Source organism: Bradyrhizobium sp. F1.4.3, assembly GCF_040548375.1.
Classification (GTDB): domain Bacteria; phylum Pseudomonadota; class Alphaproteobacteria; order Rhizobiales; family Xanthobacteraceae; genus Bradyrhizobium.
The window spans coordinates 1,424,682-1,440,897 of sequence record NZ_JBEPRN010000001.1 but is presented as its reverse complement, the minus strand read 5'-3'; the positions used below and the strand labels follow the sequence as shown (position 1 = coordinate 1,440,897).

Annotated in this window: 11 protein-coding genes; 4 read left to right on the top strand and 7 right to left on the bottom strand. The window is 65.5% G+C overall.

The window, feature by feature from the left end; translation table 11 throughout:
* The first annotated feature begins 29 nt into the window (after positions 1-29).
* The 3 genes from ABIB73_RS06970 to ABIB73_RS06960 are packed head-to-tail and all read left to right on the top strand — an operon-like array spanning position 30 to position 5,120.
* Positions 30-710: a response regulator transcription factor gene (locus ABIB73_RS06970; protein WP_354222347.1), complete on the top strand. Its 681-nt coding sequence runs from the start codon at positions 30-32 to the stop codon at positions 708-710.
* Positions 694-2,154 (top strand): sensor histidine kinase, encoded by a 1,461-nt coding sequence (locus ABIB73_RS06965; RefSeq protein WP_354222345.1) that lies wholly within the window; start codon positions 694-696, stop codon positions 2,152-2,154. Before ABIB73_RS06970 ends, ABIB73_RS06965 begins: the two co-directional genes overlap by 17 nt.
* Entirely contained in the window at positions 2,151-5,120 is a 2,970-nt protein-coding gene (locus tag ABIB73_RS06960) for a bifunctional [glutamine synthetase] adenylyltransferase/[glutamine synthetase]-adenylyl-L-tyrosine phosphorylase (RefSeq protein ID WP_354222343.1), read from the top strand. The genes ABIB73_RS06965 and ABIB73_RS06960 overlap by 4 nt, the downstream gene beginning before the upstream one ends.
* Here the strand turns inward: ABIB73_RS06960 and ABIB73_RS06955 are convergent.
* The 5 genes from ABIB73_RS06955 to ABIB73_RS06935 are packed head-to-tail and all read right to left on the bottom strand — an operon-like array spanning position 5,095 to position 11,075.
* Positions 5,095-5,328: a formate dehydrogenase subunit delta gene (locus ABIB73_RS06955; RefSeq protein ID WP_354222341.1), complete on the bottom strand. Its 234-nt coding sequence runs from the start codon at positions 5,326-5,328 to the stop codon at positions 5,095-5,097. The two genes, ABIB73_RS06960 and ABIB73_RS06955, sit on opposite strands and share 26 nt — an antisense overlap.
* Positions 5,318-6,145, bottom strand: a complete 828-nt coding sequence (fdhD, locus tag ABIB73_RS06950; protein ID WP_354222339.1) for a formate dehydrogenase accessory sulfurtransferase FdhD — start codon at positions 6,143-6,145, stop codon at positions 5,318-5,320. The genes ABIB73_RS06955 and fdhD overlap by 11 nt, the downstream gene beginning before the upstream one ends.
* Before the next feature lie 4 nt (positions 6,146-6,149).
* Positions 6,150-9,023, bottom strand: coding sequence for a formate dehydrogenase subunit alpha (fdhF, locus tag ABIB73_RS06945; RefSeq protein ID WP_354222337.1), 2,874 nt, complete (start codon positions 9,021-9,023; stop codon positions 6,150-6,152).
* A 10-nt stretch (positions 9,024-9,033) separates the two neighbouring features.
* Positions 9,034-10,590, bottom strand: a complete 1,557-nt coding sequence (locus ABIB73_RS06940) for a formate dehydrogenase beta subunit (RefSeq protein ID WP_354222335.1) — start codon at positions 10,588-10,590, stop codon at positions 9,034-9,036.
* Positions 10,587-11,075, bottom strand: coding sequence for a formate dehydrogenase subunit gamma (locus ABIB73_RS06935; protein WP_354222333.1), 489 nt, complete (start codon positions 11,073-11,075; stop codon positions 10,587-10,589). The genes ABIB73_RS06940 and ABIB73_RS06935 overlap by 4 nt, the downstream gene beginning before the upstream one ends.
* A gap of 224 nt (positions 11,076-11,299) precedes the next feature.
* Here ABIB73_RS06935 and ABIB73_RS06930 point away from each other — a divergent pair, with 224 nt between their 5' ends.
* A complete protein-coding gene (locus tag ABIB73_RS06930) occupies positions 11,300-12,193 on the top strand; it encodes a LysR family transcriptional regulator (RefSeq protein WP_354222331.1) in 894 nt (297 codons plus the stop codon).
* Between the two features lie 2 nt (positions 12,194-12,195).
* Here the strand turns inward: ABIB73_RS06930 and ABIB73_RS06925 are convergent, their stop codons facing one another.
* Together ABIB73_RS06925 and ABIB73_RS06920 are read right to left on the bottom strand one after the other, a co-directional pair.
* Positions 12,196-14,526, bottom strand: a complete 2,331-nt coding sequence (locus ABIB73_RS06925) for a PAS domain-containing sensor histidine kinase (protein WP_354222329.1) — start codon at positions 14,524-14,526, stop codon at positions 12,196-12,198.
* 225 nt (positions 14,527-14,751) lie between these two features.
* Positions 14,752-16,125: a cation-efflux pump gene (locus ABIB73_RS06920; RefSeq protein ID WP_354222327.1), complete on the bottom strand. Its 1,374-nt coding sequence runs from the start codon at positions 16,123-16,125 to the stop codon at positions 14,752-14,754.
* Positions 16,126-16,216: the final 91 nt, after the last annotated feature.

Genomic DNA, 16,216 nt, shown 5'->3' with positions numbered 1-16,216 from the left:
TGACCTCCTTGACCGCCGCCGAACGCACGATGCGCCTCCTCATCATCGAAGACGACCGCGAATCCGCCGACTATCTCGTGAAGGCGTTTCGCGAAGTCGGACACATGGCCGACCACGCCAGCGACGGCGAGGAAGGCCTCGCCATGGCCGAGAACGGTGATTACGATGTGCTGGTGGTCGACCGCATGCTGCCCAAGCGCGACGGCCTGTCGCTGATCGGCGCCCTGCGTGACAAGGGCGAATCGACGCCGGTGCTGATTCTTTCGGCACTCGGGCAGGTCGACGACCGCATCAAGGGCCTGCGCGCCGGCGGCGACGACTATCTGCCAAAGCCCTATTCGTTTGCCGAACTCTTGGCCCGCGTCGAGGTGCTGTCACGCCGCCGCGGCGGGCCGGCCGAGGATACGCTCTATCGTGTCGGTGATCTCGAGCTCGACCGGCTCTCCCATCGCGTCGCCCGTGGCAAGGACGAGCTGACGCTCCAGCCGCGCGAATTCCGCCTGCTCGAATATTTGATGAAGCATGCCGGCCAGGTGGTGACGCGCACCATGCTGCTGGAGAACGTCTGGGACTATCATTTCGATCCGCAGACCAACGTGATCGACGTGCACATTTCGCGGCTGCGCTCCAAGATCGACAAGGGCTTTGAGCGGCCGCTGCTGCACACGATCCGCGGCGCCGGGTACATGATCCGTGACGGCATTCGGTAAACTCGTCCGCACCACGGCATTCCGGCTGACGCTGGTCTACCTGTTCCTGTTTGCGATCTTCGCGGCCTCGCTGCTCGGCTATTTCGCCTGGAATACGCGGCGGCTGATCACCGAAGAGATCACGCAGACGGTGAATGCCGAGACCTCGGAGATCAGCGAGATCTACGGCCGCCGCGGCCTGGTCGGCCTCGTGCGCGCGATCGAGTATCGGGCGCTGCGGCCCGGTGCGAACCTCTACCTCGTGACCACGCCGACCGGCCAGGCGATTGCAGGCAATGTCGGCTCGCTGGCGCCAGGCGTAATGGCGACGCGGGGCTGGTCGGAGACGGCCTACAAGCGCATCGAGGACGCGGATAACCGCGACCATCGTGCGCTGGTGCGCGTCACCGAATTGGAGAACGGCTTCCGTCTCCTGATCGGCCGCGACCTCGACGAGCGGCGGCGTCTGTTCGGCATCGTGGCCAAGGCGGCGCAATGGTCGATCCTGATCGTCGTCGTGCTCGGCCTTGGCGGCGGTGTCTTCGTCGCGCGCAGGGTGTTGACGCGCATCGACGCGATGTCCGGCACCGCGCATCGCATCATGACCGGCGATCTCAGCGAGCGCCTGCCCGTTGGGCGCAGCGGCGACGAGCTCGACCGCCTCGCCGAGAATCTCAATGCCATGCTGGAACGGATCGAGGCGCTGATGGCGGGATTGAAGGAGGTCTCCGACAACATTGCCCACGACCTCAAGACGCCGCTGACGCGCTTGCGCAACCGTGCCGAGGAGGCGCTGGCGAAGTCGGGCGGCGAGGCCGATTACCGCGCGGCGCTGGAACGGACCATCGAGGAATCCGACGGGCTGATCCGCACTTTCAACGCGCTCTTGATGATCGCACGCGCGGAGTCCGGACAGGCGCGCGGCAACATGGATGATTTCGACGCCGCCGAGGTCGCCAACGGCATCCACGAGCTCTATGAGCCGCTGGCCGAAGACGACGGCATGACCCTGAGGGTCAAGACGCAGGCCGCGCCGCTTCACGGCAACCGCGAATTGATCAGCCAGGCGCTCGCCAATCTGGTTGAGAACGCCATCAAATACGGCAAGCCGGCGGCACAGGCGGCGGGAACCGTGGTCAGCATGGACAGCCGCCAGATCACGATCGAAGCGAAGCGCGAGGGCGATCAGGTGTTGCTCAGCGTTTCGGATCGCGGCCCTGGGATCCCCGAAGGCGACCGCAAGCATGTCGTCGAGCGATTCGTCCGGCTCGAAGCGAGCCGCACGCTGCCGGGCTCCGGCCTCGGTCTCAGCCTCGCCTCCGCGGTTGCCACGCTACATGGCGGAGAATTGCGGCTCGGCGACGCCCAGCCCGGCCTCGTCGCCACGCTGGTGCTGCCGGTGCGCGCGGGTGCCGGCGACAGGGTTGCTCCTCCGATGCAGGATGTGCCACAGAAGGTGGCATGAACCACTCCGCGCCGGGAAACGCGGACAAGCATGGTGAGAGCCTGGCCGCGCGCTTCGCGGAGGCTCCCCATATTGCCGCTTCCACAACCGACGAACGACGCTATGAAAATTGGCTGGCCGAGCTCGAGCCGGCACATTCGGCCCGTCTTGAAGCCCTGCTGGTTCATCCCTTCGCCCGGAATATCCTCACCGGCATCGCGGAATTCTCGCCCTACCTGTTCGATCTGGTGCGCGCCGATCCGCCGCGCTTGATCCGGCTGCTCGAAAGCGGTCCGGATGCGCATCTGGCCGCGCTGATCGATGAGACGAGGGGCGCGGTGCTTGCTGCACCCGACGAAGCCGAGGTGATGCGGCTGCTTCGCCGCATGAAGGCGGAAGCCGCGCTCCTGATCGCGTTGTGCGATATCGGCGCGGTCTGGCCGGTGATGCGGGTGACGGCGGCGCTGACCGACGTCGCAGTGTCCTCGGTGCAGGCGGCGCTCCAGTACCTGCTGCGGCAGGAAGCCGCACGCGGCAAGCTTTTGCCGCACGATCCCGAGGCGCCGGAGGTGGGCTGCGGTCTGATCGTGCTCGCGATGGGCAAGATGGGCGCGGGCGAGCTGAACTATTCCAGCGACATCGATCTCATCGTGTTCTTCGATCCCGATGCCACGACGCTTGCGCCGGATATCGAGCCGCAGCCTTTCTTCGTCCGGGTGACGCAGGGGATGGCGCGTATCCTCCAGCAGCGCACCTATGACGGCTACGTCTTCCGCGTCGATCTGCGGCTGCGCCCCGATCCGTCCTCGACTCAAGTGGCGATCTCACGAGACGCGGCGCTGCATTACTACGAGCGGGAAGGGCGCACCTGGGAGCGCGCCGCGATGATCAAGGCGCGCGCCTGCGGCGGCGATTCCCGGGCAGGCGAGGCGCTGCTCGCCGAAATCTCTCCCTTCGTCTGGCGCAAGCATCTCGACTTCGCCGCGCTCGCCGACGTCCACGACATGAAGCGGCAGATGCAGACCTATCGCGGTCAGAGCGAGATCGCGGTCGAAGGCCACAACGTCAAGGTCGGCCGCGGCGGTATCCGCGAGATCGAGTTCTTTGCACAGACCCAGCAGCTGATCGCCGGCGGCCGCCATCCGGAATTGCGGGTGCGGCCGACGCTTGCCGCGCTCGACGTTCTCGCCGCAAGCAACTGGATTACCCCCGCGGCGCGCGACGAACTGACCAAGGCCTATGAATTCCTGCGCCGGGTCGAGCATCGTCTCCAGATGATTGCCGACGAGCAGACCCATGCGCTTCCCGACGACAAGGCGTCGGTCGAACGCTTCGCCTGGTTCTTCGGCTATGCGGATCGCGAGGCGTTTGCGCGCGACCTGCTGCACCAGCTCGAAATCGTCCAGGGCCATTACGAAAAACTGTTCGAGGGCGATGACCCGACCGGAACGGCAAGTCTGCCGGCGATCGACTACCGCGCTGGTCCCGAGGATCCGCGATTACTCCAGCACCTGACGACGCTCGGCTTCAAGAAACCCGCCGCCGTCGCGCAGACCGTGCGCGACTGGATCACCGGCGACTACCGCGTGCTCCGCAACGACCAGACGCGCAGCGCTTTCGTCGAGTTCGTGCCGTCTCTGATCGACGGCCTCGCGCATGCCGAGGAGCCGGACCGCGCGGTCGTGGCGTTCGATCATTTCCTTAGCGCGCTTCAACGTGGCGGTCGGCTGATCACGCTGCTCGGCCAGAACCGCGATCTCGTCGCGCTCGTGGCGCTGGTCCTGGGGGCCGCACCGCGGCTCGGCGAGATGCTGGCGCGGAAGCCGCAGCTCATGGACGGCCTGATCGATCCGCGCTTCTTCGGTGCGATGCCGGACAGGCAGGAACTGTCGGCGCGGCTCGCGGCCACGGTGCAGGACGCGGGCTCCTACGAGGAATTCCTCGACCGTTTGCGCCTGTTCGGGCAGGAGAGCCTGTTCCTGATCGGCACGCGCATTCTCTCTGGTACCGTCTCGGCGCAGCACGCGAGCACGGCCTTTGCCGATGTCGCCGAAGGCATCGTCCATACCGTGCACGGCCTCGTCGCCGACCGCTTCGCGGCCCAGCACGGCCGCATCAACGGGCAGGAGACCGCGATCATCGCCATGGGCCGACTCGGCGGCCGCGAGATGACGGCCTCGTCCGATCTCGACCTGATCCTGCTCTACGATTTCGACAGCGAGAACCCGGACTCCGACGGGCCGAAATCGCTCCAGGGCGCGCATTATTTCGCCCGCTTCACCCAGCGTCTGATCAGCGCCTTCACCACGCGCACCAATTACGGCGTGCTCTATGAGATCGACATGCGGCTGCGTCCGTCGGGACGTGCCGGACCGGTGGCGTCAAGCCTTACCTCCTTCGCCGACTACCAGGCCAACGAAGCCTGGACCTGGGAGCACATGGCCCTGACGCGTGCGCGCGTGGTGTCGGCTTCGTCCGAATTCCGTGGCCGGATCGAACGCATCATCCGCGAGGTCCTGACCCGCCGTCGCGATCCCGCGATCACCGCCAATGACGTCGCCGACATGCGCCGCGCCATCGCGCAGGAGAAGGGCGAGACCGACTATTGGGATCTCAAATATGCCGCCGGCGGCATGGTCGATATCGATTTCATTGCGCAATATCTCCAGCTCGTGCATGCCCACGACAAGCCCGCGATCCTCGATGTCAGCACGGTGCAGGTGCTGGAGAACGCCGCGAAGCTCGGCGTGCTCCCGCAGTCGGAGGTGGAGATCCTGCGCGCGGCGGCGCGGCTCTATCACGATCTGACGCAGATCCTGCGACTCTGCGTCAGCGATCGCTTCAAGCCGGAAACCGCGGGCGTCGACCTTCAACGCGTGATGGCGCGCGCCGGCGATGCGCCGGACTTCTCCTCGCTGGAGGCGCGTGTGAAGGAAACGCAGGGCGAGGTGCGGCGCGTGTTCAGCGCGCTTCTGGCAGGGAAATAGCCTGCTTCAGCGACGTGAGGGCTTCGAGCACGTTCGGCTCAAGCCCTGCGCCGCCGGCGTCGAGATGAGCGAAGATCGCGCGCTTCATCCGGGGATCCCAGAATTTCTTGATGTGCTCGGCGATCCCCGGAACGGCCTTGTCGTGGCCCTGGCTGCGGAAGAACGTGCCGATTTGGTTGGCCATGTAGATCAGGCGGTCAGGCGACATCGGCAACCTCCGTGGCATGGCGCGCGACGATGCGGCTGCCATGCGCAAACATTTCGAATCCGTCCTGCCGGGCAACCGCGATCAGCGTGATACCGGCAGCTTCCGCGGTACGTACCGCAAGTGCAGTCGGTGCGGAGACCGCGACCATTACCGGCGCGCCGATCGCGGCCGTCTTCTGCACCATCTCCACCGAAACGCGACTTGTCAGCAGCACCAGGCCGCCGCCGGCATCCGTGCGGCTGCGCGCCAGCGAGCCTGCGAGTTTGTCGAGCGCGTTGTGGCGGCCGACGTCCTCGCGCAGGGCGACGATCCCGCCTGCCGGGGACCAGAACGCAGCGGCGTGAACGGCGCGGGTCTGGCGGTTGATCGATTGCAGCGGGGCGATGGCCTGCATCGCCGTCATGATCTGCTCGGGTGTGAAGGTCTGCCCCTGCGGGACGATCGCCGCAGGTCGCACCGCTTCCGCAATCGAGTCGATGCCGCAGATGCCGCAGCCGGTCGGGCCGGCGATGTGGCGACGGCGTTCGCTGATGCGGCCGGCGTCTTCTGTCGTCAGCCACATCCGCAACTCGATGCCCTCGTCGCGGCGGACCACCTCGAGCGACCGGATTTCATCGACCGATTTGACGATGCCTTCGTCCAGGCTGAAGCCAACCGCGAAGTCTTCGAGGTTCTGCGGCGTCCCCATCATGACGGCGTAGGTGCCCCCATTATAGGTCAGCGCCAGCGGCGTCTCCTCGGGGATCAGCCGCGTGCCTTCGGAGGCGACGCCGTCGCGCCAGATTTCGCGGTCGATGGCCTGGACCGGCACGTGCATGCCGCTACTCCGCGGCCTCGGCCGGCGCGATACGACGGGAGTGCCGCGCCTGCTCGTCATAGGACTTCTGCCAGTCGGACGGGCCGTTCGACGGCGAGATCTGCACTGCCGTGACCTTGTATTCGGGGCAGTTGGTCGCCCAGTCCGAATACTCGGTCGTGATCACGTTGGCCTGCGTGTCCGGGTGATGGAAGGTGGTGTAGACCACGCCCGGCGCGACGCGGTCGGTGATCTCCGCGCGCAGCGTGGTCTCGCCGGCGCGGCTCTTCAGCCGCACCCAGTCGCCGTCGCGCACGCCGCGCTGCTCGGCGTCGTGTGGGTGGATCTCCAGCCTGTCCTCGGCATGCCAGACCACGTTGTTGGTGCGCCGGGTCTGTGCGCCGACATTGTACTGGCTGAGGATGCGGCCGGTGGTGAGCAGCAGCGGGAAGCGCGGGCCAGTGCGCTCGTCGGTCGCGACATATTCTGTGACGATGAACTTGCCCTTGCCGCGGACGAAGCCGCCGATATGCATCACCGGCGTGCCCTCGGGCGCCTTCTCGTTGCAGGGCCACTGCACCGAGCCGAGCTCGTCGAGCTTGGCATAGGAGACGCCGGTGAAGGTCGGCGTCAGCGCCGCGATCTCGTCCATGATCTCGGACGGGTGGCTGTAGTTCATCTCGAAGCCCATCGCCTTGGCGAGGGCGATCGTGACCTCCCAGTCGGCCATGCCGTTCTTCGGCGTCATCACCTTGCGCACGCGCTGGATGCGGCGCTCGGCATTGGTGAAGGTGCCGTCCTTTTCGAGGAAGCTCGAGCCGGGCAGGAAAACATGGGCGTAGTTTGCAGTCTCGTTCAGGAAGAGGTCGTGGACGATGACACATTCCATCGCCGACAGCGCCGCCACCACATGCTTGGTGTTGGGGTCGGATTGCAGGATATCCTCACCCTGCACGTAGATGCCCATGAACGTGCCTTCGATCGCGGCATCGAACATGTTTGGGATGCGCAGGCCAGGCTCGGGGTTGAGCTTGACGTTCCACAGCGCCTCGAACTGCTCGCGCACGGCGTCGCCTGCGATATGCCGATAGCCGGGCAGCTCGTGCGGGAACGAGCCCATGTCGCAGGAGCCCTGGACGTTGTTCTGGCCGCGCAGCGGGTTCACGCCGACGCCGGAACGGCCGATATTGCCGGTCGCCATCGCGAGGTTGGCGATCGCGATCACCGTGGTCGAGCCCTGGCTGTGCTCGGTGACGCCGAGGCCGTAATAGATCGCGCCGTTGCCGCCGGTGGCGTAGATGCGCGCGGCTTCGCGCAGATCCTTCGGAGCGACGCCGGTCAGTATCGCGGTCGCTTCCGGGCTGTTGTTGGGCTGGGCGACGAAGGACGCCCATTCCTCGAACTCGCTCCAGTCGCAGCGCTCACGGACGAAAGCTTCGTTGACGAGGCCTTCGGTGACGATGACATGGGCGATCGCGGTCATCACCGCCACGTTGGTGCCCGGCATCAGCGGCAGGTGCAGCGCCTTCACATGCGGCGATTCCACCATCTCGGTGCGGCGCGGATCGATCACGATCAGCTGCGCTCCTTGCCGTAGCCGCTTCTTCAGGCGCGAGGCGAACACCGGGTGGGCCGAGGCCGGATTGGCGCCGATGATCACGACGACGTCGGTCTCCTCGACCGAGTCGAAATCCTGCGTGCCGGCGGAGGTGCCGAAAGTGACCGAAAGACCGTAACCGGTCGGCGAATGGCAGACGCGTGCGCAGGTGTCGACATTGTTGTTGCCGAAGCCGGCGCGGATCAGCTTCTGCACCAGATAGGTTTCTTCATTGGTGCAGCGGGACGAGGTGATGCCGCCGATGGCGTCGCGACCGTACCTCGTTTGGATGCCGCGCATCTTCGCCGCGGCAAACGAGAACGCTTCGTCCCAGGACACCTCTTGCCAGGGATCCTCGATCCGCTCGCGGATCATCGGTTTGAGGATGCGCTCCTTGTGGTTGGTGTAACCCCAGGCGAAGCGGCCCTTGACGCACGAGTGCCCGCGATTGGCCTTGCCATCCTTGTACGGCACCATGCGCACGACTTCTTCGCCGCGCATCTCCGCCTTGAAGGTGCAGCCGACGCCGCAATAGGCGCAGGTGGTGACGACCGAATGCTCGGGCTGGCCGATCTCGATCACCGACTTTTCCGTCAGCGTCGCGGTCGGGCAGGCTTGCACGCAGGCGCCGCAGGAGACGCATTCGGAACCGAGGAAGCTCTCGCTCATGCCGGGCGAGACCCGGCTGTCGAAGCCGCGGCCCGAGATGGTCAGCGCGAAGGTGCCTTGCACCTCCTCGCAGGCGCGGACGCAGCGCGAGCAGACGATGCACTTCGAGGGGTCGTAGGTGAAGTAGGGGTTGGACTCGTCCTTCGGCATCCAGGCGGCGTTGACCTCGCCATGGGACTTGGCGAAGACGTGGTTCTCGCCCTCATAGCCGTAGCGCACGTCGCGCAGGCCCACGGCGCCGGCCATGTCCTGCAACTCGCAATCGCCGTTGGCGCCGCAGGTGAGGCAGTCGAGCGGATGGTCGGAGATGTAGAGCTCCATCACGCCCTTGCGCAGCTTCTTCAGCCGCTCGCTCTGGGTGTGAACGACGAGGCCGTTCATCACCGGTGTGGTGCAGGAGGCCGGCGTGCCGGCGCGGCCCTCGATCTCGACGACGCAGAGGCGGCAGGAGCCGAAGGCGTCGACCATGTCGGTCGCGCAGAGCTTTGGGATCTGGTGGCCTGCGTCCATGGCGGCCCGCATGATGGAGGTGCCCTCGGGCACCGTGACCTGATTGCCGTCGATGGTCAGCGTCACCATCGTTTTCGATTTCGAACGCGGCGTGCCGAAGTCGATTTCTTCGATCAGAGACATCGTGGTTCTCCTATTCCGCGGCCTGAAGCGTGGTCGGCGCCGGGACGAAATCCTCCCGGAAGTGCTTCAATGCGCTGAGCACGGGGTAGGGCGTGAAGCCGCCGAGTGCGCAGAGCGAGCCGAATTTCATGGTGTTGCAGAGGTCTTCGACGAGCGCGAGGTTTTCGCTCACGCGTTCGCCGCGCATGATCTTCTCGATGGTCTCGACGCCGCGGGTCGAGCCGATCCGGCAGGGCGTGCACTTGCCGCAGGATTCGACGGCGCAGAATTCCATCGCGAAACGCGCTTGCTTGCGCATGTCGACGTTGTCGTCGAACACGACGATGCCGCCATGGCCGATCAGGCCGTCGCGCGCGGCAAAGGCTTCGTAATCGAATGGCGTGTCAAACAGCGCGCGCGGGAAATAAGCACCGAGCGGACCGCCGACCTGAACGGCGCGGACCTGGCGGCCCGTGAATGTGCCGCCGCCGATGTCGTCGACGAGCTCGCCCAGCGTCACGCCGAACGCCGTCTCGAACAAGCCGCCGTTGCGGATGTTGCCGGCGAGCTGTATCGGCATCGTGCCGCGCGAACGGCCCATGCCGAAATCGGCATAGGCCTTGGCGCCTTCGGCGAGGATGAACGGGATGGCTGCGAACGACAGCACGTTGTTGATGACGGTCGGCTTGCCGAACAGGCCGTGATGCGCCGGCAGCGGCGGTTTTGCGCGCACGAGGCCACGGCGGCCTTCGAGGCTTTCCAGCAGCGACGTCTCTTCGCCACACACATAGGCGCCGGCACCGACCCGGACTTCGAGATCGAAGCTGTATGTCGAGCCGCCGATCTTGTCACCGAGATAGCCGCCGCGCTTCGCCGCGATGATGGCAGCCTTCATCGCCTCGACCGCATGCGGATATTCGCTGCGGATGTAGATGTAGCCTTTGGTCGCGCCGACGGTGATGCCGGCGGTGGTCATGCCCTCGATCACCAGGAAGGGATCGCCTTCCATGATCATGCGGTCGGCGAAGGTGCCGCTGTCGCCCTCGTCGGCGTTGCAGACGATGAACTTGCGGTCAGCTTTCGCCTGCGCAACCGTCTTCCATTTGATGCCGGTCGGGAAACCCGCGCCGCCACGGCCACGCAGGCCGGACGCGGTGACCTCCGTGAGGATCGCATCGGAGCCGAGCGACAGCGCGCGCTCCAGGCCCTTGTAGCCGCCATGGGCGCGGTAATCCTCGAGCGAGCGCGGATCGATCACGCCGCAGCGGGCGAAGGTCAGGCGGGTCTGGCGCTTCAGCCAGGGAATCTCGTCCGCGACGCCAAGCCGCAGGGGATGCGGTCCATTGCTTGCCATGGACTCGAACACGGAGGCGACATCCTCCGCGCCCAGTGGGCCGTATGCGACGCGGCCCGCGGGGGTCGCCACCTCGACCATCGGCTCCAGCCAGCAAAGTCCGCGTGAGCCGGTCCTCACGATCTCGATCGGCAGACCGCGCTTCTCCGCGACCTGTTCGAACGCTGTGGCAACTTCATCGGCGCCGACGGCGACGGCCGCCGCATCGCGAGGAACGAAGATCCGCATCTTCATCGCTGCGCCTCCGCAACCAGCGCATCGAGGCGCTTCTCGTCGAGCCGGCCGACAAGGCGACCGTCGAGCATCGCGGATGGCGCGGTCGCGCACAGGCCGAGACAGTAGATCGGCTCCAGTGTGACGCGGTCATCCGCCGTGGTGTTGCCAAGCGATACGCCAAGCCTCGCTTCGGCGCGCGCAGCCAGCGCATCGCCGCCCGCGGCCTGGCAGGCTTCCGCGCGGCAGAGCTTCAAGACATGGCGGCCGGCAGGCTTGTGCCGGAAATCATGGTAGAACGTGAAGACGCCATGGACCTCGGCGCGGGATAGATTCAGCGCCTGCGCCACCATGGGGATCGCCGCCTCCGGCACATAGCCAAACGCCTCCTGGAGCGCGTGCAGGATGACCAGCGTCGCACCTTCCTGCTTGGCATGTTCGGCGATGATCTCGGCGCCGCGCGTCTTGTCCCAAGGCTCGTAACAAGGCTCGTAAACCGCTGTCATTCTTTGTTCTCAACCAGGGCGTCCCTCCGTCGCAAACTATTTGGAATCGTTCGAAGATCAATAAAGCTGTCTCATGCTGCGATTGCGAATTCAGATCGATTGACGAAGTCGATCGGGCGATATGAAATTGCGATCAAGGCTGTTCCGCCGCCCTGTTTTTACGTGTTGGGAAGGGTGGGGCGTGCTAGCTTGCATGCCACGACAGAATTCGAGGGGACGACCGGTTGCTCGACAAGCTTGAACTGCTGCTGGCGCTGGCGAAGGAGCGGCATTTCGGACGCGCAGCGGAGGCCTGCGGCGTAACGCAACCGACCATGTCGACCGGGCTCAAGCAGCTCGAGGAGATTCTGGGCGTGATGCTGGTCCAGCGTGGGTCCCGGTTCCAGGGTTTCACTCCCGAAGGTGAGCGAGCGCTCGACTGGGCACGGCGGATCGTGGGCGATGCCCGCGCCATGCGCCAGGAGATCAACTCGCTGAAGGACAAGCTCTCCGGCGAGATCCGCATCGCGGCGATCCCGACGGTGCTCGGCATGGTCGCCGCGCTGACGACGCCGTTCCGCGCCAAGCATCCCGAGGTGCGCTTCCGCATCCAGTCCACCACCTCGTCAGAAGTGCTGGGATTGCTCGAAAATCTCGAAGTCGATGCCGGGCTGACCTATATCGAGAACGAGCCGATCGGCAAGGTTCGCACCATTCCGCTCTTCAACGAAAGCTATCGTCTCCTGACCGCGCCCGATGCGATGTTCGGCGACCGCGAGTCCGTGACATGGACCGAGGTCGGACAGGTGCCGCTGTGCCTGCTCACACCCGACATGCAGAACCGCCGCATCATCGACCGCGCGCTGCGCTCTGTCGGCGCGGAGGCGACGCCGACCCTGACCTCGAACTCGCTGCTCGTGCTGTACACGCATGTGAAGACGGGACGCTGGGCCAGCGTGATGCCGGCCAAGCTCGCCGAGACGCTCGGCCTCTCCGACAAGGTCCGCTCGATCCCGATCGTTGATCCCGAAGTGAATTACAGCATTGGCCTGGTGATCCCGCAGCGCGACCCGATGACGCCGCTGATCGCGGCGCTGGTCAACGTCGCGCGCGAAGTGGCGCCGACGCTGCAATCGTAGCTCTAAGCCGCAGCAGATATCCCGGATGTCGCCTTGATGGCGTCGCGCGGCAGCGTTACGCGCACGACTGTGCCGACGCCGATCTTCGAGCGCAGCCGCATCGAGCCGCCGTGCAGTTGTGCCAGCGAGCGGGCGATCGCAAGCCCGAGGCCCGAGCCGTGATAGGTCTTGGTGAGCTGGCTCTCGACCTGCTCGAACGGATGTCCCAGCCGTGCCAGCGAATGCTGCGCGATCCCGATGCCGGTGTCGGCGATCATCAGCACGATCCTGTCGTCGAGCTGCCGGCTGCGCACCACGATGCGGCCGCCGTCCGGCGTGAACTTCACCGCGTTGGACAGCAGGTTGACGATGATCTGCTTGGTCGCGCGGCGGTCGGCGACGACGGAGATTGATGTCTCGATGTCGGCATCGAGCGTCAGATCCTTGTCTTGCGCCCGGCCCGAGACAACACGTAGGGATTCCGCGAGTGTCCGTGCCAGGTCAAGCTCCTCCATGTCGAGCTTCATGCGGCCGGCCTCGATTTTGGACATGTCGAGGATGTCGTTGATGACCTCGAGCAGATAGTGCCCGCTGGTCAGGATGTCCTGGCAATATTCCTGGTACTTCTCGCTGCCGAGCTCGCCGAACATGCCGCTGCCCATGATCTCGGAGAAGCCGATGATCGCATTCAGCGGCGTGCGCAGCTCGTGGCTCATATTGGCGAGGAATTTCGACTTGGTCTGGTTGGCTTCCTCGGCGCGGGTCTTCTCACGCTGGTACTTCTCGGCGAGATCCGCGAGCTCGACGGCTTGGCGCTCGAGCGCGGCCTGCGAGCGCTTGAGGTCGATGACGGTGGCGCGGAGGCGCAGGTCGTTGTCGACGAGCTTCTGCTCGTGCTCCTTGATGCGGGTGATGTCGGTGCCGACCGAAACGTAGCCGCCGTCCTTGGTGCGGCGCTCGCTGATGTGCAGCCAGCTGCCGTCGTCGAGCTGCGCCTCGAAGGTGCGCGCGCCCGGACCCTGGCTCACGGTCTCGTTGTGGCGGGTGCGGACCTCCGGCATGCGGCCGACTTCCAGCACGGTCTCGTAGGAGGTGCCGGGGATCACGGCTGAGTCGGGCAGCTTGTGCAGGCGCTGGAAGTGCGAGTTGCAGAGCACCAGGCGGTCGCTCGCATCCCACAGCACGAAGGCTTCCGGAATGGTCTCGATCGCGTCGCGCAGCCGCAAATCGGCTTCCACGGTCCGCTCCGCGAGGCTCTTCTGCTCGGTGATGTCGACCGCGATGCCGATCAGGTTCATGCCGGCATCGCCTGCCCCTCGCGTCCGCTCGCAGCGAACGCGGAGCCAGATCCAGTGGCCGTCGACATGTTGCATGCGGAAGGTCTGGTCGATGTGGTCGATCTTCTCGGAGATGAGCTGGTCGGCGATCTCGAACAGGTCGATGTCGTCGGACTTCACCAGCGCGTTGACCTCGCCGAAGGTGAGGAGCTCGTTACGGCCGTCGAGGCCGAGCATCGAGAACATCGACTGCGACCAGAAGATGCGGCCGCGCGACAGATCCCAGTCCCACAGGCCGCAGCGGCCGCGGTTGAGCGCGGTGTCGATCCGGCCACGCACCGCGTCGTTGATGAGGTCGCCCTCGCGGGCGCGGGTCGACTGCCAGTGGAAAGCGAAGCCGAGGATCAGGACGACGAAGCCGGTGGTTGCCGACAGTGTCACCGACAGCGCCGCATCCGAGCCCCAGATCGGCTCGTCGCGCTCCTGAATCACGGTGACGAGGCCGGGCAGCGACTTGATCGGCCGCGAGGTCGCCATGGCGCCATTGCCGCTCGGCAGCGTCATGTCGGAGACGTTATTGTCGCGCGGCGGTGCAGCCAGCAATTGCGCCGTGGTGATCGCATCGAGCAAACGGTCGTTGCCGGCCGGATCGCTGTCGATGGGAATGCGGGCGAGGATGCGGCGGTCGATGCCGGCCGAGGTGACGATGACGTGGCGGCCCGAGGCCGTGCCCCAGGACGGGATCAGGTCGGGCAGCAGCGTCGGCAGGTTCTCGATATTCTTCAGCCGCTCCTGCCGTGCCGAGGTGAGGCGGTCGATGCGCTCGGCGAGCAGATCGGCGAGCGCGGAGATGTCGTGCCGGATCACCAGACGCTTCTGCCGCGTCTGGTCGACGACCTGGACGAACGCGCCAAGACAGATCGTGATCAGGAAGGCAATAATGAGCGTCGGCACGGCGCGGCGGAGCGCCGGCTCGGCGATCAGCAGCCGGTGATAGGCAGGTTTCGCGAGCGATTGCGCCAATCCTTTGATCGAATCGGATTGGACGCATGCGTTCGCGGCGTCTGCACGCGCCATGCCTTCGGCCCCCTGAAAACCTGCTTGCGACTAGGTTCGGAAGCAGCCCCACGTCGCTTCCGAATCATGCCGATTTGAATCCAGTTTTCGCAGGCTGTCGAGAGTCAACGAATCGTTAATGTGAAATAATTCTTATCCAACGAAGTCTTGGCGCGCTCATTGTCCGCGACACGACGTTCGCGGTGAGTCCGAAACGAGAACGGGTGTCTCCTCGCACATCCTGCATCACGCGCGCGGCGGCTCGGCGTGGCTGATGACGCGCTTCACGCTCGGGAACGCGCGGCGCAGCGCGTGCTCGATCGCGTCGACCTGCTCGTGGACCTTGATCACGCTCATCGACGGCGTGGCGCGGCAGTGGAAGTTGACGATCTCGCCGGCGTCGGTGTTGCGGACACGCACGTTGTGAATGTCGTGGATCTCTCCGCGGGCTGCATATTCCGTGAGCGCAGCGGCGATGGTCCGTACGCGTTCCGGCGCGGCGTCGACGCCGAACGGCAGTTCCGGTTCCAGCGGCTCGATATGGACGTCGACCTCGACGTCCGCGCCGAACTCTTCCTGGATATTGCGCTCCAGCGTGTTGGCGATGTCGTGGGCGGCGTCGAGCGCCATATCGCCGTCGACCTCGAGATCGATGCCGACGATCAGCTTGGCGCCGAGGTCGTGCACGGTGACATGGTGGATCGCGAGGCCTGAATTATGCGCGATCACCATGATACGGTCGCGCACGGTCTCGTTGTCACGCGCGACGGGGACAGGGGTGAAGGTGAGGTCGGCATCGCCGAACGCCTTGTCGACCGCTGCCTGCACATTGCGCTTGATCTCCTCGACGCGGTCGATCGGGTAGGTCCGCGGCACCTTTGCGATGGTGTCGATGAAGGTGGTCGCGCCGACCATGCGCACCCGCAGCCGCTCGACGTCGATCACGCCGGGCACGCTCCGGATCGCGGCGGTGGCCTTCTCCTGTGCGCCTTCCGGCGCGCGGTCGACCAGCGTCTGCACCGTCGAGCTGGCCATACGCAGGCCCAGCAATGCAATCATCACGGCTACGGCCGCGGCCGCGGCTGCATCGCCCCACCAGAATCCGAAGGCAGCGAGAATCAGGCCCACGATCACAGCAAAGGAGCCCATGACGTCTGAAGCGAAATGCAGCGCGTCGGCGGCGAGCGCCTCGCTCCTGGTCTCTCGCGCGGCGCGATGCAGTGCACGGGCGCGCCACAGATTGACCGCGATGTCGATCACCAGCACGACGAACGGCACGGCCGAAATTGTCGGTGGCGGGGTTCCCTCGCGAAGGTGGCTGTAAGACTGGACCAGAATGCCGCCGGCGAGCACGTAGAGGAGGGCGGTAACGCCGAGCGCGGAGATGCTTTCGAGCTTGCCGTGGCCGTAATGGTGCTCGTCGTCCGCCGGCTTGTCCGAGACGCGCACCACCGCCCAGGTGATGACGGTCGCGACCAGGTCGATCGACGAATGTAGCGCTTCGGAGATCAACGCGAGTGAGCCGATCGCGATGCCGACCACGAATTTGGCCGCCGCCATGCCGCCGCTGGCGAGGATCGAGATCGCTGCGACCGATGTCTTGCTGTGTTGGGAGGTCATGGCCGGGGATTTAGCAGCCCCTCAGTGAACATCAAGCGATGATCAACAGGTGTAGTCGCAAGTGAGTTGCAGGAGCGGCCTATTGCGAATG